Below are 17,619 nucleotides of genomic sequence, written 5' to 3' on the forward strand. Positions count from 1 at the left end.
TGGCCCCTTTTTCTGTCTATACTTATTAAGTAATTGAAATTCAATTATTTGTATAATATATCAGAAACATTTATGGTCAAACGTAATAGTTTTAAGCCCTACTACCAAGACCAGCTCATGGTAATTCCTTCAATTTTGGATGAACTGGTTTCCAGGTTGAATCCTGTACGGATTGTAAACGATGTTATCAACCGTATCAATATTCAGAGGCTCCTGGATGCCTATAAAATAAAGTGCAGTTCCAGTTATTACACAAAGATGTTGTTGAATATGCTGGTCTATGGCTATATCAGCAATGTTTGCAGCAGCCGCAAACTTGGGGTAGCCTGTCTGGAAAATATCAACTTCATGTGGCTGAGCGGGATGAGTTTTCCGGCTCATAATGCCATAAAAAGATTTCGTGGCATCCGTTTAAAGGATGTCCTTCGCAATATATTTGAAGAAGTTGTTAAATTACTGGCTGATGCAGGATTGTTGAAGACAGTAGTTATCTAAACAGATGGCACCAAGATCGAAGCGATTGTCAACCGTTATACTATTGTATGGAAAAAGACCATCCTGAGCGTATTCAGATCTGAGGATGAGCTTCCCCGAACCTCTGGGCCTGATAGAAATTTACAGGGCTAAGTTCAGGCCACGGTGGATAGACTGAACTGTGCTGGAAGGGAATGCCTGGGTCAACAAATAGATACGGGCGATGTTGCGTTACGCCGCCAAAATTTATCTAGACAAAATAGCGCATTGCCATCGGGGGACTGTGCTGGTGAAGCGGAACAGTTGCAGCGGGACTGATAAGGGTGCAACGTTCATGCATATGAATTATGACCATATGAACAATGGCCAGCTCAAGCCGAGGTACAGTGTACACATATCCACTTACAAATTTCTAATCAGTTCACTGTCAACTTGACCATCCACTCAAATCCTTGTGACACTGGCCCATTGCCCTTAAAGAGCTTTTGCACTCATATATATACAAGTTTGGCAGTGTTCATTTATACTTCTTAACAGGTTTCGCAGAATGGTTTTTTCGGTATTGTTTATAATTTCCATGTTTTTCATATTCCAAGGTTCCTTCCTTACAGTAACCGCTGAGATAAACTGAGAATTTATTGCTTTGGTCTTTGTTGGCATTCAGCTGTTGGATGATATCAGAAACACGACGGGGTATCTCAAAGAAGTTGGAATTATAAACAAGGTCATCCAGTTCTTTAGTCAGTTCGATACGGCGTTTTGACTCTGGGGGAATATTGTAGAGCGGCGTTAAATCAATCTCTTTTCTGAATATCTTATGTGGTTGAATTTTGAGCGCACGGCAGATCAGAATAAAGTTGTTCAAAGAAGAACCTTTTCCTTTTTCAATAGCCGAGACCGTATTGGTAGTCAATCCAGTCATATTCGCAACATCTTTCAAGGTATAGTAGATTTTTTCCCTTTGAATGCGCAATTCCTCACCAATTTCCTCCAGTATGTTCTCGTTAATATCTGCCATATACAAATGGAAGACTTATTTGCGCATAATTTAAATAATAATATTTTTTATTTTATTTGCGCAAATAAATATTAGTATGTATATTTGTTTCAACGAAAGCCGATAAACTAAATGTGAACTGTGAACCATACCAATAATTGTTGAGTCATAATGCAATACTAATATGGTATGATTAAAATGCAAATAATGAGAAAATTAAGTATTAAAAATATAGCAAAGTCACCGGAATAAAACTCATTACTATTTTGTAGATTAGTATCTAGCATCCTATGTTGATAACCCCTATTATTAACGTGAACTGCCATTCAAAGCATAGGATTAAGAAAAATAAAATTATTTGAATCGTTGAAATAGACTCGGTATTGAGTTTATTCAAAAGCTGTGTTTGCGCAAAAATAAAGTAATTATTTTGCGTTGAGGATGTTCTTTGACTTGTTGGTATTGAATAAGGAGAATATAAAAATTTAGGCTGATCGGATGTTTTGCTGATCAGTTTGATTAGAATAGGAGGCATCTTGTTATGCCGTAGGGTGAGCGCAATGGCGACTCACTAAATACCCTTTTTATTAAAATGTTGGGTAACATCCTGCGTTATGTTCTTGATTGTTATTACGATAATAGGTGATAGGATGTTAATAGTCTCGAAATGTCGGTTAGTAACAATTTTTCAACGCGTAACTTTTTTCAAAGAGAGATGTTAACGATCTCAAAAAGTTAGGTATACACAACATTGCTCTATTCGAGCGTTCGTAACTTAAGATGTTGATGACCTTAAGATGTATGGTATATTCAATAACGCGAAAAAATCGCAATTGGGGAAACTATCATGTTAATGATAGCAAAAAGTAGGGTATACACAACTACACCTTGTGACCCCTCATTCAATCGCGGATGTTAACGGTCTCACAATGTAGGATCTATTCAACAACGCGATCCGGCATCCCAAATAAACTTAGATGTTAATGACATCTAAACATAAAGTATACACAAGAAAGAGCTTTTTAAAAAACAGCGTTATGAAGATACAAAAATTTAGGGGATACACAACTGATATATTTACCAGTAGAATGAATCGTCTAGGATAAAGATGATTTAGAATAAAGGGTATACACAGCTGGACCGCGTAACGACAGTATCTCCCATTCAATGCCAATAAGTTTTATTAACAATTTACACTTACCCAGCTTCGGTTTCCATAAAATCCGTCAAATTCCGCCGGAGTTGCGGTAAGTGATTTTCGCTTTAACCAAGAAAGGACGAATTATGAAACTACTTTTACGAAAACAAGAGACCATACGCGCATTAGAAAACCTCCGCCAAGGTGAAGAAAGGGGGCTTAAATTCTTCTACCAAAAATTCTATAAACATTTCCTTTTTCGTGCACACCGCGCAACAGATGACGAATGTACAGGCGAAAGTATTGCCCAAGAGGCCTTTCTACGCCTTTGGCTGTTCCGAGAAAATGTACATTCCGAAACTGAAATCTTCGACTTTCTGAAAGTTCAGGTGAAAACCGCGGTTCAGGCTTTTTACAAAAAATCAAAAAACAAATTTCAGCGAAGCTTACTGCGGCTCGATAGCATAGAGGATTATCAGGAGTTTATGCTGGGCTATGAACTGGAAGAGGAAAACGAAGACGATGTGCTCTATATCGAACAACTGGAATTGGAAAAGAAAAAGAGAATGGATCAGCTTAATGCTATTCTTCCAAACCTCAACCGCGATCAACAACTCTTTATTCGTCTCTGCCTCAAATATAGTTTTAACTATGAACGTATCGCGTACTATATGGGAAACATATCAGATTATGAGGTTAGTCTACAAATTGAAAATGCAATCGAATACCTACGTGCCATCGTCCATAGTGAAGAGAAAATGCAGCTTGTAGCCAAGCCGGTCGAATTTAAGTTAAATGGTGAAATGACCGAAGAGGAAGCTGAAGTATTTCGCATGCGCTACGAATTGCAATATTCCTTCGACAAAATTTCGGAAGCATTGCAGCTGGATGGGGGACAGGTAAGGACGTTGTTTATTAATGCGCACGCAAAAATTAAATCAAAAAAAATAGCATAAAAAAAATAAAAGCAATATGGCAGCTGATACAATGGTGTTGACCCGGAAAATACAGGTGTTCGTGGATTGTGACGATAAAGAAAAACGGTCGGAATATTTTAAAAAACTCTTTGAATGGCAGGATCTCGTATTCCGTGCCGCTAATATGGTCATCACCCACCAATATGTGCAGGAAAATCTGAAAGACCTGATTTATTTGCAAGATGATGTTAAAATTAAACTGGCCGATAAGGCAAAGAATCCCGAAGGTGTATTGAATACTTCACGCATGAACACTACTTACCGCGTGCTATCTAATTATTTTAAGGGACGAATTCCTACGGATATTCTATCACAAATAAACACGGCTTTAATCAAATATTTTCAGGCAGATCGTCTCTCCTATTGGAAGGGTGAAAAATCACTTCGCAATTACAAAAAGGATATGCCCATTCCCTTTCCTGGAAGACGAATTAACTTGAGTAAAGATGAGAATGCTAGAGATTTTAAATTCACATTATTCAAAATACCGTTTCGCACCTACCTCGGTAAAGACCGGTCGGATAAACGAGTGCTGCTACAACGTGCATTGGTCGGACAAATCAAAGTCTGTAGTAGCGCAATCAAAATCGTCAAAGGTAAAATCTTTCTGCTGTTGGCCCTCGAGCTCCCAAAGAAAATCCAAGAATTGAAAGATAACATTATCGCCGAAGCGTCGCTTTCAATCGAACATCCCATAGCAGTCACCATCGGAAAGGAGTCCTTTCAGATCGGTAATAAAGAAGAGTTTACTTACCGACGTATGGCCATCCAAGCCGCACGGCATCGCTTGCAAAAAGCTGCAGCATTTGATAAAGGTGGGCGTGGTCGTAAGCGAAAAATGAAAAGCTTGGAGCACTTCAACGAAAAGGAGAAAAATTATGTAGACACCAAGCTCCACCTCTATAGCCGCCGATTAATTGAACTTTGTGTGAAAGCACAGGCAGGCACCCTCTTGTTGGTCAACCAATCCAATAAGGAGGAAATTGCCAAAGGCGATAAATTCTTACTGCGAAACTGGAGCTACTACGGTCTTATCGAAAAAATTAAATACAAAGCTAAAATGGTCGGGATCAACGTTATCATCGAATAGATCAATCCAATTTTTTCCCTTTATAAAACTTGCTCCATGCATCCCCGGCATAGCCGTTATCCAAATATTCAAAGGTGGAAGCACTCGCCCCCTTCAGCTCCTGGCCGCGATAGAAAACCGTCCAGGAGTCTTTCGCATACCCTCCTCTAAGTGCTGTAAAGGTAGATGCCGAAGCGCCGTTAACTTTTATTCCCTGATAGTAAACTGCCCAGGCGTCTTTGGCATAGCCATCACCCAAATATTCAAACGTTGAAGCAGAAGCCCCTTCCACTTTCTGATTTTTATAAAAAACAGACCAACTGTCCTTGGCGTATTGACCGCCGAGAGGCTGTGTGGTAGCTCCAGCAAATCTATCGTTCTTTTCGCCCCTATAATAGCTGTTCCAATTATCTTTCGCATACCCCCGACCGAGATTTTCAAAGCTCGAAGCGTTTGCCCCATTAATTTCCTTGCCTAAATAGTAGACTTTCCACGCGTCTTTGCTGTAACCATTTCCCAGTGTCTGGAAAGTAGAAGTTGTTACGTTTGACAATGGCTTGCCATAAAAATAAACTTTCCAGGCATCGCTAGCATAACCGTCTCCAAGAAATTGGAAAGTAGATGGGCTGGCATCAGTTAGTATTGACCCTCGAAAATATACTTTCCAGGTATCCTTGGCGTAACCCGAACCTAAAAATTGAAACGAACTGGCGTTGGCGCTTGGAATTTCTTTGCCACGATAATAGATACGTGATCCGATTTTGCTGTAACCATCACCCCGATGTTCCTGAAAGAAAAAAGTAGCAGGATTGGCATGCACTACTTTAGCACAAATAGCCTGTGTGGCAGTAGTCAACAAAAGAAGAACGAGCATGGTTTTAAATGGGACTTTTGACATCATATAGGGCATCGGGTTAAATTTGAAAGCAAATGATCATATGTTACTCTTGTTAATGAGACCCAATAATCACAATAAAGTTTAGTCATCAATTAATTATTTATTTCTTGGAACTAATGCGATTGAAAATAGAAGGTCATTATTTCGCATGCTTATGTCTTCAACTAAATTCCAACCGTTTAAGCGCTCACGCTGCGGTTATAAAGATAATAGTTTTTATGAAATTGTCGACTCCGACGAAAAAGCGATTGTCCTGTCAGATCTTTGTCAATACGAACGGTCAAACTCGGAATATTTGGTCAAGTCGTATTTTTTTTGTATATTGCTGGTTATGAGTTTTAAAGAAAAATTAGAGAACTGGCGCACGTCAATCAATCGCGCCGGTAGTGGTGAGGAATTGTATATTTTGCTTTTGAACTACAAAAAGTTTATCAATAAAAATTGGATGGACGATTTTGGCGATCCAGGCAACTGGAAATCGGAATTAAATCAGGTCATCAGCAAAGTAAGAATGAAAGTGGATGTGGCAGAAATTCAAAATTGCGACGATCTCTCGTCCTACAAAGACGACGCTCGGCAAACAGCCCATTCGCTCAATCATACATTAAGATATCACCACTCATTGACAAAAGAGTAGGCTAGGCCTACTCTTTTTTGTCTATAAAGCAGCATTACTGTAAAGGGATCAGGACATTCTGTTCCAAGCGAACAGGTACCTGCTTCACCGAAGTAAAACCATCTTCTTTGGAAATAATATTAGAAAGATCAAGCCCCCTTTTTGAGAACGTACTGATTAAAGCTGTTCTGAAAGTAGCTTTCGATGATCCCCAGCCTTGTCCTAAGATGGTGTCGTTGTTGAGCTGGATCAGTTCATCTGTGGAGTAATAACTGAACTTTTCCAGTAAATGTTGGTAAAGATTTGTTGTAGTAGCCATACAATTTAAAAATTTAAAGGATTAAACCATAAACTGTATCCAGATCTTATTGGGAAAATAATCGTTTTGCGACGTTTATTTTGGTCGAAACCCGTATTAATTTACCACCGCGGTGCCTCCACTCGGTTGGTATTGCATCATGCAATTCTGAATACTCTACAAATATAGTAGATTATTTTTTATAATAAAATTTTTTTTGTTTTTAGGGGTAAATGACCTTTAGCAACAGAAATAGGAAGGTCAAAGCGAGGCGCGGTGTTGACTGTGATTTGGTTATAAAGCGGTTAGCTGGATGGGAAATTTATCATGTTACTGTAATCTCATCGAAAATACTTTAAAAAGCAGAGATAACACAATACTTTTGCGCCATGAATAGAATTGCGGAAATTAATGAATACATTGCTGCTGAACGCGAAGTATTATTGCAACACCCTTTATACCGTAAAGTCAAAACGATCAAAAATTTACGTTCTTTTACCGAAGGGCATGTGTATGCTGTATGGGATTTTATGTCTTTATTAAAAGCTTTACAGATTAAATTGACCTGTACCACACTTCCATGGTTCGCCAGTGAACATCCTTCAACGCGCTATTTGATTAATGAAATTGTATTGGCAGAAGAGTCGGATGAATATATCGATGGACGCCGATTAAGCCATTTTGAGATGTATCTCGACGCAATGTCCGCTATGGGAGCCGACCTCCATCTGATCAATAAGTTTATTGCCAATGCCAAAAAATCGGATAATATATTCGATGCTATAGCATTGACAACATTGGATAAGCGAATCAAAGATTTTCTGAATTTTACATTTGAAGTGATTGCCGAAGGCAAAGTGCATAAAATTGCGGCGGCATTTACCTTTGGACGTGAAGACCTCATTCCCGGAATGTTTACCTCTATTTTAGAAGAAATTAAAGCGAATTTCCCTACAGCCAATTTAGACAGTTTTATTTATTATTTTCAACGCCATATTGATTTAGATGGCGACGAACATGGTCCATTGGCGATGCAGATGATAACAGATCTTGCGAAGGACGATGAGGTTAAATGGACGGAAATGAAGGAGATTAGTAAAGTTGCGCTGCAAAAAAGAATTCAACTGTGGAATGCAATTGAAGATTCCTTATATGGATAATACGTTAAGCAGATCTTTGAGAACGGCCTTTCAGATCATGATCTGAAAGGCCGTTCTATGTAGATTATAACAAGTCTTTATTTATCCGTTATCTTGTAAGATCGCGCACGAGCTGTTTATTGAAATCGCGTTCTTTCGAAAGCCAGTCGATTACTTCAAAAAGTCTGGCGATTGATAGGCTGGATTGGGATAGGTATAGAACCCTTCTCCGGTAGCGACGCCTAATTTGTTCTTGTCTATAAAATGTTCTTTGAGATAGGCTACAGTTTTGATCTTTATGGGATCATTGGTTGCCTCGGCACTCATTTTGTTAATATTATAGGCAGTTGTGATGCCAACGATATCGAGTATGCCAAAGGGGCCTGTTGGCGCTCCCGTGGCAACCATCCAAGTCTTGTCGATCGTTTGGGCATCGGCTACTTCGTTGACCAAAAGATCCGTTGCTGCCGATAGTAGCGGAACAAGTAAGGAGTTTACAATATAGCCAGGCTGCTCCTTATGCAGTGGCAGTGCAACCATCCCAATGGATTTTGAAAAGTTGACCACCTGCTCAAATACTGTTTTGTCTGTGCCTGGATGGCCCATAATTTCTGCTGTATTGTGCTTCCAGATCTCATTGGCAAAATGTAGGGCCAGGAACTTCTCCGGACGGCCAGTTTCTTGGGCAAACTGACTTGGTAGTAGGGTGGAAGAGTTTGTTGCAAAAATGGTTTTCTCCGGAGCGACTTTCGCTAACTCCTGATAGAAACCTATTTTAATGGCAGGGTTTTCGGGAACGGCTTCGATCAGAAAATCTGCGTTCGCTACTGCCGAAGCAAGGTTTGAATCGTAACTGAGCCTGTCAAAGGTTGAAGCCAGTTGTTCCTTACTCGCATGAAGATCTTTCTCGAATGCCTGCGCCATAAGATCAAATTTAGCTTTTGCTTTTTCAAGTACCTCATCGTTGATGTCATATACGGTGACATCATAGCCATGAAAAGCAGCTTGGAAAGCGATCTGATAACCTAAAACACCGCTTCCTGCAATCGTTATATTTTTAAAGTCCATCCTATTATTATTATTATTATTTAAATTCGTTTCTGTTATTTTCTGATTTTTATCCTTATCCTTTGATTCCCTTTAACCAATCTTTGAATTTGCTGATCTGCTCTGTGAGAAAGGATTCATGCTCTTCTTCGTCAGCGGAACCAAGCGGTAGGATATGTTCAAAATAAGTGCCTTTCAATAGTTTACGCAGTAAACCTTCTCCTATAAACGGTTTATCGTCATTTAACGTTTTGGCCGCCTTTAAGAGATGACGGATGTCGTATTGAAGGGGATTGATATCTGGAACCTGTTTATTTAAGTTTAAAAGTTCATATACGGCAATCCGTGCTGTACGTACTGAGCTTTCCATGGTAAAAACCACATCGTTATTAGTTTCGACAAACTGACCGACCAAGCCAAGATTTTTGCAGCCTTCAGGGACAACTCTTGGACGGTCACCCTTTGCTCTAGGCATAAACATAGACGTAATGTAGGGCATAAACGCCGTGCGCACAATGGTATTTGTGATAACATCGTCCAGTTGCTCAATAATGCCCAGATGGTAACATAACTCGGCTAGAATTTCATCTCCCGTACATTGGGGCATTGGCTTTTTAATGTAATTTCCTTCTTTATCCATAAATAAAGCATATACCCACAAGACAAGAACATCATCCGGTTGGCCAGGGAAGTGTGGCTGTCTATTACAGGTGAAACTCATCAGCCAATCGGAATCGGTAATGGTGATGATACCGCCAGTAACTGTTTTGCCGGAATAAGGGTCGTTGACGGAATATTCTTTTAGTTTTTCGACTAAAGCCGAAGGCTTACAAGTCAGCGTTGCAGACTCCCAGGCTGATTTTTCGATGTTACTACAGAACTTTTCGGGTCTACCAAATATGGTCGATTTGGCAGCAAGGTTTTTCCAGAGCTTCCAGCCTGCACTCTGACCGCTGCTGCTGTTGTCGATACCGATAATCGGCGCATTTTTGTTGTCCCCGTAGAAAGTATCTTCTGTCATTGATCCGGTCGTTACAATGACGAAGTCGTCTTTTCCGACCGGAATTTTTACTTCTTTGCCATCTTGTTCTGTAATTAGGGCCTCCACTACTTTTCCATCGATATTGCTTTGGATATCCAGGTCTTTGACCAATACATTGAACCGAATGTTTACACCTTTGCTTTGGAGTACTTTGCGCAATGGGGTCACAAAAGTATCGTATTGATTGTATTTAGGGAATACCAATGACGAAAGGTCGTTCAATCCATCTATTGCATGCAAAAAGCGGTGCATGTACAATTTCAGCTCAAGTAAACTGTGCCAGTTTTCGAAAGCGAACATGGTACGCCAGAACGTCCAGAAATTGCTGGATAAAAATGATTCGCTAAAGTAGTCTTCGATGGTTAAGTCATCTAATTCTTCTTTATTTTTGAGGAGCAATCGAATGATGGCCAGTTGATCTAGCTTACCTAGGCCAAATTTACTGAAGTCTTTTATCTCACCCAGTTTATGAATGAGCCTGGCTTTCGAGTAATTGGAATCATTATCATTGATCAAACGGTATTCATCCAGGACACTATAGGGCGCAGGCATCTCCAATGCAGGAATGTCCTGAAACATGTCCCAAAGATTTTCGTAGGTCATATCCATTTCCCGGCCCCCACGGATGACATAGCCGTCGGTTGCATTACCAGCCCCATCTAACGAGCCGCCTTCCACATGGAGCTGTTCGAGAAATGTGATGTTCTCCGCAGGAACATGACCATCGCGGATAAAATAATAAGCCGCAGACATCCCTGCGATACCACTTCCGACGATGTAGATTTTACTGTCTTTATATGATTTTGGTGGAATGCCTTTATTGCGCTGATAATTACCGATCTGATCAGAAAAAGGCATCGATTTCTTTGGTATATTACGTTGAACCTCTTTGCTCGAATCAGGTTCATGATCAACGTTTTTATATTCGGCAGATGTATTCAAAACTTTGTCGAATTTGGAGGTGATTTCTTTCATGATACGTATGTTTTTTAATCCTTGACTAAAGTTACTAAGATCACCCTAATCATTTGTGCCCTCAAATTCGCTATTGTTCTACCGAATTTCCGCTATCTACATATTTTGTCGCTTTCGGTACTCTGATGGTGATAAAGTGGCGTATTTTTTGAAAAAACGACCGAATGCCGAAATGGAATGGAAGCCGATTTCATACGAAATTTGTGAAATTGTTTTTCCCGGGTTTCCGAGCAGTACATAGGCTTCTTTAAGTACATACTCGTCAATAATTTCATGCGGCGTTTTACCGGATGCTCTTTTAACAACCTGAATGAGGTATTTGTTTGAAATAAACAACTGGTCGGCGTAATATTGTACATCTTTGTATTGGTTGCTATGTCGCTGCACCAGGTCTGTAAACTTATAGAACAAATGATTTGTTTCTTGGGTACTATCTACAGCAATCTGGTGTTCGGTAGCCAATTCGTCGGCGATTTCCAATAATAAATTAAAGATGATGGTCCGAATGATGTCTGCTGTAAAACGTGTCGTCCGTAACGTAACATCCTTAAAGTAGCCTATTAATTTGATTAATTTGTCAATGAGATTATCATTAGCGCTGACTATAGTAAAAGTCGAGTTCTTAAAAAATCCCAGTTGCTCAATAAAAAATGGATTGGCAATATGTTTGAGAAGAAATGCTTTGTCAAAGAAGATCAGCTTCATTCTAAAGTTGGCACTGACCTGTGAGAATTTGATAATTGTTGTCGGTGCCGATACGAGAATCCTATGTTTTGAGAAACGGTATTCCTGATTATCGATTTCAATCGTGATATCTCCTTCTGTACAGATACAGATTGCATAGAAGTCGATGCGAAAAGCATTACTGGGGTATTCAAAGATGGGATTTCCAGAAGAAATGTAATAGGGGCGGTGGCAATTGACGCCAAAGAATGATAAGGTGTCTTGAAGACTTTCTTGTGTGTAGCAGTTTTTCTTCGCCTTAAGCTTCATGGATTTTTTATTTGACTCGGACATGGGCTGAGAAGATTGTTTCTAATAAACGAATGGGCTTTGCTTATTCAGATACTGTTCGTTTAAGGATAAGTTTCTCGGTCGCTAAAGCATCCTCTACCCCAACGAAGAAACTTTTGAATCCGAATTTGTTCAGTAGTCGTTTCGATGCGGTATTATCGGGATCAATAATACCGATCACATCTTTATCTGGATTTAATGTTGTTGCAAGGGCCAGCATCGACTCGCAGATCTGCGTTCCCAAACCTTTTCCCCAGTGTTCTTTGCGGAGCAAATAACCAATTTCAAATACGGTTGCATCTTTTTTGTAGTTAACAAGCTTACAGTCGCCCAAAAGCATTAAAGAATCCGCTTCGATTACTTTGAAATAACCTAAATCAGGATCTTGATTGATTTCTAAAATCGAATCGAATTTTTTCCGCGCCTGTCCAGCGGATAATCCTTTGCCAGTAATGTATTTCATGACATCATCCGCTTTAACCAAGTCGTGGAAAGCGTCAAAGTCTTCCGGGAGATATTTTTTGAATAGAAGTGTATTGTACATGGCTAATGCGTTTATTTACAAGATAAGGTTGTTTTCTCTGAAATCAAATTATAGGAACCTAAATCATCATCTTTCTGTCTTATTTAACTTTTTCATGATTTTAGTTCTCCAATTTAACTTACATTGCCTTTCTGTAAAGCGGAAGGGAAGCTATTATAAGAATGCTATCCCGTAGCGATATGGTGTAAATAAGAATTTTTAGAGGGAGATAATAGGTATGGAAATAAGAGCGGCAAGTGAAGCGGACTATGCGGCAATCCTGCGCATATGGGAAAATTCGCTTCGGGCAACACATGATTTTTTGAAGGAGGAGGATCTTCAGTTGTATAAGAGACTGATCCCAACCGAGTATTTACCACAATTAAAGGTATATGTAATCGATGACGATGGACAGCCTACCGCTTTTTTCGCAGTCTCTGATGATAATCTGGAAATGTTATTTGTGGATTCAGCCTACAGGGGAAAAGGTATTGGGACTGTGGCACTACAGCATGTGCTGGGTAGGCTACAGGTGTATAAAGTTGATGTCAATGAGCAAAATCAGCAGGCTGTTGATTTTTATCTGAAAAAAGGATATCAGCTTATCGGGCGCTCAGCTGTAGATGGTATGGGAAAACCCTATCCGATCTTGCATTTACATCACGAGAGCGCTATCAATGGATCGAAATAATTTTAAAATGAAATAACTTATGATACAAGGTTTATACGAAACGCATATTCAGGTGCGTGATTTAGCTAAATCTGTCGCATTTTATACAGAGGTATTGGGATTACGAGTGGCACATCGGGATCCGACACGTCCCATTGTTTTTTTGTGGATTGGAGCGGGAAAAGACTATATGTTGGGGTTGTGGCAGGAAGAAACAAACTTTCAACCGAGACACTTTGCTTTTAGAGCGGATAAAGAAGATATCTTGAATTACGCCGTGGACTATCTGAAAACTCGTGACCTGACACCTTATAATTTTTTAAATGATGGGATTGAAGCACCGATGGTCTTTGCATGGATGCCGGCATTGGCCATTTACTTTAATGATCCGGATGGCAACCAATTGGAGTTTATCGCAGTTTTGGAAGGAGCGGGTAGGCCTGAACTAGGCGTGTTGTCTTATGCCGATTGGATCGATCGTACAACACAATAAGTCGCTTTTTCGCGGCTTATTGTGTTGAATTCCATTCTTCGGCAAGGATAGCAAAGACCACATCATCTTCCCATTGACCGTTCTAGACTTTCTTGTTACTTTGTGGTCTGCTGATATAGTCTAATGATTTCATCAATGACCAGATCCTGTTCATCGTAAAAGACATGATGCTCTGCATGTTGAGCCAAAAGATAACCACGGTTGCTTTTTTGATCGGCAAATTTTTTAAGGGCAGCTACAAATAAACTCCGGTCGGGTTCTTCAAAAGGTGATTTTCCTGAACCAATGACAGTCATGGGAACATTAATTTTTCCTGCAGCCTCATGTAGAACAGCCGTTGAAGCTTCGTAGTTTAAAATGAGATGATAGAATCCTAAGCTTTCTTTTTTGATGTTATTAAGTTCACTGGCATATTCTCTCTTTAACGATTTGGATCGCTCCATAGTCATGAAATAAGGGGAGACAATATCGATCATTACTGTGCCAACAACCTGACCGGGATTGGTCGTTATAAATTTCATCGTATAGTTACCACCAAAAGAATGGGCGACGAAGAAGTACCGATCTCGGTACCCCAATTGCTGCAATGCAGTTTTAAGATCTTTGACTTCATTTGCTAGGCTAATGTTCACCGTGTCAATTTCACTTTTCCCAAACCCCGCCCGGTCGTAGGTAATCAAAGGAGCGCCCATTTTGTTGGACAGTGGTTCCAATAAGCATCGCCAAACAGAACCGTCATTTCCCGCTCCGGACTCAAAGACGATAGGGACTCCTTTTCCTTTCATTAAAGTAAAATGGAGATTATGGTTTCCCACATTGATCAGCGTATCCCTAAGCTGGGCTTTTAAGACGAGCCCGGAGGCCGCTAGCCAGACTATAATAAATAGACGGAGTTTATACATAAGCCCTCACATCGTTCATTTTAAGTGTCATGCTTGTCGCTTCTGTTTCTATCCATCTTGTATATTCCTCAATAGCCTGCAAGCGAAGTTCGTCAGTAATATAACCTTCGATGACCATTTGTCGCGACTGGGCCACTTTGTTCCAGATGGCTAAGTTTACTCCAAAATTGTCTTCTCCTCTTTTATAAACTTGATCAGCATTGATCACCTGAATTGCATTGAACCCTGCTTCCTGTAGAAGTGCGGCTACTGTATCGGCAACCCGATTATTCATGCCTGCATCTTCTCGCCATCTAAGGAAAGTACGATAAAATTCAAGCATGCTCTCTGGTGGAGCGGGATTCCACTCGATCGTGGTATGGTTGTAATCTAAAATAGAAATTTGCCCAGCAGGCTTTAGCCAGGATTTGAAAAGATCCAGTGCTTTAGGAATATCGCTTAACCACTGCATGGTGCGCGCTGTAATAATCAAGTCAAACTCATGTGGCGGCTGGTAGTCGAAAATATTACAGCAGACAAGACTTAAATTTCTAGTGCTAGCATACAGCTCCTTTCCACTGTCTATAAAAGCAGCAGTGTTATCCAGACCGATTATTGTCCCGTCACCGATATGTGCCGCAACCTCATTGGTCAGTGTACCTGTACCGCAGCCTACATCCAATATTTTCATTCCAGGAGACAGTAAGGGAATAATCGTTCTATAATCGGAAGATAATGTCCTTCTTTCAAATATCTTATTGGCCTGTTGATCCTTTCTGTCGATAAATTTCTCTTTCATGAACATGGGTTTAGGTTTTTGTAAATATAGCTTTTGCATTCGTTTTAAAAAAGTCGCTATGCATCACTAAAATTCCATGCTTTCTAAGCAATAGTAAAAGCACCCTATTATTTACTTGATACCAAAGTTATACCAATACCTACATTAACCGTGATATAACAGGAATACTACGCGGGGATAGCAGGGGGTTAACAGGGATATATCCCTGTTAACCCCCTGCTATCCCCCTGTTAACCCCCTATAAATACCTTGTTAGTTTACCAGTTGGTATTGTTTTAGTGTCAATTGGTGCACAACACAATAGCATCCCTATTAATACAGAAAAATGTCCTTTTAAGAGAGAAATAATCAGATTTTTTTTATATTATTTCACTGTATTCTTTAGAATAATTTTTATATTGTTGAACAACGATTCTATTACCGTTATAGTTGCACTAAAATATCCTGATCTTATGCGAAAAGTATTTAAAATGCTCATGCCGATTTATTGTGCTGTTTTTCTTTCAGCCTGTTCTTCTAACTACCTCATGACATTCAACGGCGAGAATGTAAAGAAAGATGAAGACAAAGGAACATTTTCTTTTGATAATGATACGCTACAAATCGATTATTCCTTTGCCGACCGAGATGGTCGAATTTATCTGCGGATAGAAAACAAAATTGATAAGCCGATCTTATGGGATCTTAAAAGTTCGGCCTTGGTTATTAACGGTAAAGCGGTAGGCTATTCAGCCGAAAAAGCCGATTTTAACGGAAAGGTGAACGCCTCTGTTTCCAATATAGATACTCGAAATACAACGTTATTCAACGACGCATGGGTTAATGGTTATATTAAGGGATCGGTAAGTTTACCTAAAGATGTGGTACTTATCCCACCACATGCCTATGTGGATGGGCATTATTTTGATTTTAAAAATGATGTTAAAGCCATTGTACGATCATCTCGAAAAGAGAAAGTGTATATGTATGATATGAATGGGGAGAGTTATGCAGTGAAACTTGCGCGATTTGAAGGTGCTGAATCACCATACAGTTTAAGGAGCTATCTAAGTTATTCTATTTTGGAAGATGGTAAAGCAGTTCCTAAAACTACGGAGCAAAGATTTTATGCTGCCCAGCTTTGGCAGACGGGTGCTGTAGCGCTTAACAATATAATTGAATTATATAATAGGCGTGGGGATGTGGTGGCTGTTAAAGAGAAAAAAGGACAAGGAGCGATGATTGTTGGGGGAGCCTTGGCGCTCACTGCAGTGGCTGCCGCAATTGACCCGAAAGAAGAGCAATAGCATCCAGACTTAACCATGAAAGCTAGATTGACCAATAATAAAGGCACTCCGATTTGTTGAATTCGTATAGCCATTTCAATGTATGGAAATTTAGGAAATTTTAAGAACCGAACCCGTCTCAATCGGGTTCGGTTTTTTTTAGTTATGAGAACTTCAAATTCATGAGCGTCTTAGTTGACCGACGTACCATCTATAATCTCTTCATCTGCTTTGCTGACCAGCGTAACGCCCTCCTTTAAGTCACCAAAAATTTCGGTCTGACCATTTATGCTGCGCCCTTTCTGAACCGGGAGACGTTGTGTTTTGCCAGCAACAACAGCAATTACAAAACTCCCTTCACCGGATGTAAATACCGCTGATTTTGGCACAACGAAAGTGCTGTCTTGGGAAGTCAAAGGCAATTCGACCTCGGCGACCATACCGGGCAATAGCTTGTTGTCGGTATTGATAATATCAATTTCTACCCGTTCAGCTCTTAACCGGCTGTCTAATGCCCCCGATTTACGTGCGATCTTACCGGAGAATGTTTGTCCAGGCAATGATTTGACCGTAAATTGTAAGGGCTGGTTTTCCGCTAAAAAACCCGAATATTGTTCTGGAACAGCAACGGCTAACCGGAGTTTACGTTGTTGTTGAATGGTCATGATCGGCATTTCCGAACCACGGCCAGCAGGACCAACATAGGCACCCTGATTGACATTTCTTGTTGCGATTACACCGTCGAAGGGTGCTCTGATTTCCAAATAGTTCAACAGGTTTTGTACCTCTGCGTAGGCCGATTTAGCGGCTTGGTACTGCGCAAAATCAGCATTCTTTTTTGACTCAGCAACCTCAAGATCCAGTCTAGCCACCGTTCCCTCTACTTTGCTGGTTTCGAAGAGTCTGTCGTAAGTGCTTTTTGTAGCCATATAGACCGCCTCCTGTGATTTCAGCCGCGATTTGGCTGCTGACAGCTGTGAACTCAATTCGGGAGCCTCCAATACAGCCAATAGTTGACCGGCATGCACTTTACTTCCGATGTCCACGTTAAGACTTTTGACGTAACTGCTTACCTTGGCGTAAATCTCGACCTGCTGGAATCCCGTGATTTCCCCGGGGATCTGCATTTTATTTGTTAATTTCTGTTTGGTGGGTACAAATGTCTCCATTGCCGGAGCTGCAGCTTCGGGACTTTCTTTTTTTGCATTTTCCTCAGCAGCCGAATGGCATCCGGCTAAAGATGCGATCAGACCGGCGATAGCTACTATTTTGAACAAATTATTTTTCATATTTTATAGATGATA

Annotated in this window: 18 protein-coding genes and 1 riboswitch; of the genes, 8 read left to right on the forward strand and 10 right to left on the reverse strand. The window is 40.2% G+C overall.

Annotated elements, in window-relative coordinates:
• Positions 1 to 48: 48 nt before the first annotated feature.
• On the forward strand, positions 49 to 495 hold the full coding sequence (locus QE382_RS07345; RefSeq protein WP_307185294.1) for a transposase: 447 nt from the start codon (positions 49 to 51) through the stop codon (positions 493 to 495).
• A gap of 496 nt (positions 496 to 991) precedes the next feature.
• Here QE382_RS07345 and QE382_RS07350 read toward each other — a convergent pair whose 3' ends face one another.
• A complete protein-coding gene (locus tag QE382_RS07350; protein ID WP_307185295.1) occupies positions 992 to 1,492 on the reverse strand; it encodes a helix-turn-helix domain-containing protein in 501 nt (166 codons plus the stop codon).
• Between the two features lie 1,263 nt (positions 1,493 to 2,755).
• Between QE382_RS07350 and QE382_RS07355 the strand changes: the two genes are divergently transcribed.
• Together QE382_RS07355 and QE382_RS07360 are read left to right on the forward strand one after the other, a co-directional pair.
• A complete protein-coding gene (locus tag QE382_RS07355; RefSeq protein ID WP_294346548.1) occupies positions 2,756 to 3,565 on the forward strand; it encodes an RNA polymerase sigma factor in 810 nt (269 codons plus the stop codon).
• A gap of 16 nt (positions 3,566 to 3,581) precedes the next feature.
• Positions 3,582 to 4,676: a hypothetical protein gene (locus QE382_RS07360; protein WP_307185296.1), complete on the forward strand. Its 1,095-nt coding sequence runs from the start codon at positions 3,582 to 3,584 to the stop codon at positions 4,674 to 4,676.
• Between the two features lies 1 nt (position 4,677).
• On the opposite strand, the gene QE382_RS07365 is transcribed toward QE382_RS07360, so the two are convergent.
• Complete coding sequence (locus tag QE382_RS07365) at positions 4,678 to 5,556, reverse strand: DKNYY domain-containing protein (RefSeq protein ID WP_307185297.1); 879 nt, start codon at positions 5,554 to 5,556, stop codon at positions 4,678 to 4,680.
• A 328-nt stretch (positions 5,557 to 5,884) separates the two neighbouring features.
• On the opposite strand from QE382_RS07365, the gene QE382_RS07370 reads away from it, so the two are divergent.
• Entirely contained in the window at positions 5,885 to 6,190 is a 306-nt protein-coding gene (locus QE382_RS07370) for a hypothetical protein (RefSeq protein WP_307185298.1), read from the forward strand.
• A gap of 34 nt (positions 6,191 to 6,224) precedes the next feature.
• Here QE382_RS07370 and QE382_RS07375 read toward each other — a convergent pair whose 3' ends face one another.
• The gene (locus QE382_RS07375; protein WP_121125014.1) at positions 6,225 to 6,488 is read right to left on the reverse strand and encodes a 5-oxoprolinase; all 264 of its coding nucleotides are present in this window, start codon (positions 6,486 to 6,488) and stop codon (positions 6,225 to 6,227) included.
• Positions 6,489 to 6,554: 66 nt separating this feature from the next.
• A riboswitch (SAM-I-IV-variant riboswitch) is annotated at positions 6,555 to 6,648 on the reverse strand.
• A gap of 208 nt (positions 6,649 to 6,856) precedes the next feature.
• Here QE382_RS07375 and QE382_RS07380 point away from each other — a divergent pair.
• Positions 6,857 to 7,627: a DUF3050 domain-containing protein gene (locus QE382_RS07380; RefSeq protein ID WP_307185299.1), complete on the forward strand. Its 771-nt coding sequence runs from the start codon at positions 6,857 to 6,859 to the stop codon at positions 7,625 to 7,627.
• A 150-nt stretch (positions 7,628 to 7,777) separates the two neighbouring features.
• On the opposite strand, the gene QE382_RS07385 is transcribed toward QE382_RS07380, so the two are convergent.
• From QE382_RS07385 to QE382_RS07400, 4 genes are all read right to left on the reverse strand, one after another.
• On the reverse strand, positions 7,778 to 8,674 hold the full coding sequence (locus QE382_RS07385; protein ID WP_307185300.1) for a 3-hydroxyacyl-CoA dehydrogenase: 897 nt from the start codon (positions 8,672 to 8,674) through the stop codon (positions 7,778 to 7,780).
• 55 nt (positions 8,675 to 8,729) lie between these two features.
• Positions 8,730 to 10,670 carry an oleate hydratase gene (locus QE382_RS07390; RefSeq protein WP_307185301.1) on the reverse strand — a complete coding sequence of 647 codons (1,941 nt, stop codon included), beginning with the start codon at positions 10,668 to 10,670 and terminating at the stop codon, positions 8,730 to 8,732.
• A gap of 96 nt (positions 10,671 to 10,766) precedes the next feature.
• A complete protein-coding gene (locus QE382_RS07395; protein WP_307185302.1) occupies positions 10,767 to 11,663 on the reverse strand; it encodes a helix-turn-helix domain-containing protein in 897 nt (298 codons plus the stop codon).
• Positions 11,664 to 11,727: 64 nt separating this feature from the next.
• Positions 11,728 to 12,228, reverse strand: a complete 501-nt coding sequence (locus QE382_RS07400; protein ID WP_307185303.1) for a GNAT family N-acetyltransferase — start codon at positions 12,226 to 12,228, stop codon at positions 11,728 to 11,730.
• Between the two features lie 217 nt (positions 12,229 to 12,445).
• Between QE382_RS07400 and QE382_RS07405 the strand changes: the two genes are divergently transcribed.
• Both QE382_RS07405 and QE382_RS07410 read left to right on the forward strand, forming a co-directional pair.
• Complete coding sequence (locus QE382_RS07405; RefSeq protein WP_307185304.1) at positions 12,446 to 12,898, forward strand: GNAT family N-acetyltransferase; 453 nt, start codon at positions 12,446 to 12,448, stop codon at positions 12,896 to 12,898.
• A gap of 19 nt (positions 12,899 to 12,917) precedes the next feature.
• On the forward strand, positions 12,918 to 13,370 hold the full coding sequence (locus QE382_RS07410) for a VOC family protein (RefSeq protein ID WP_307185305.1): 453 nt from the start codon (positions 12,918 to 12,920) through the stop codon (positions 13,368 to 13,370).
• A 95-nt stretch (positions 13,371 to 13,465) separates the two neighbouring features.
• On the opposite strand, the gene QE382_RS07415 is transcribed toward QE382_RS07410, so the two are convergent.
• Positions 13,466 to 14,272 (reverse strand): alpha/beta fold hydrolase, encoded by an 807-nt coding sequence (locus QE382_RS07415; protein WP_307185306.1) that lies wholly within the window; start codon positions 14,270 to 14,272, stop codon positions 13,466 to 13,468.
• Positions 14,265 to 15,050: a class I SAM-dependent methyltransferase gene (locus QE382_RS07420; protein WP_307185307.1), complete on the reverse strand. Its 786-nt coding sequence runs from the start codon at positions 15,048 to 15,050 to the stop codon at positions 14,265 to 14,267. Before QE382_RS07420 ends, QE382_RS07415 begins: the two co-directional genes overlap by 8 nt.
• 452 nt (positions 15,051 to 15,502) lie before the next feature.
• On the opposite strand from QE382_RS07420, the gene QE382_RS07425 reads away from it, so the two are divergent.
• Positions 15,503 to 16,336 carry a YgdI/YgdR family lipoprotein gene (locus QE382_RS07425; RefSeq protein ID WP_307185308.1) on the forward strand — a complete coding sequence of 278 codons (834 nt, stop codon included), beginning with the start codon at positions 15,503 to 15,505 and terminating at the stop codon, positions 16,334 to 16,336.
• Between the two features lie 170 nt (positions 16,337 to 16,506).
• On the opposite strand, the gene QE382_RS07430 is transcribed toward QE382_RS07425, so the two are convergent.
• Positions 16,507 to 17,604, reverse strand: coding sequence for an efflux RND transporter periplasmic adaptor subunit (locus QE382_RS07430; RefSeq protein ID WP_307185309.1), 1,098 nt, complete (start codon positions 17,602 to 17,604; stop codon positions 16,507 to 16,509).
• Between the last annotated feature and the right edge of the window lie 15 nt (positions 17,605 to 17,619).

The organism is Sphingobacterium zeae (assembly GCF_030818895.1).
Classification (GTDB): Bacteria; Bacteroidota; Bacteroidia; order Sphingobacteriales; family Sphingobacteriaceae; genus Sphingobacterium; species Sphingobacterium zeae.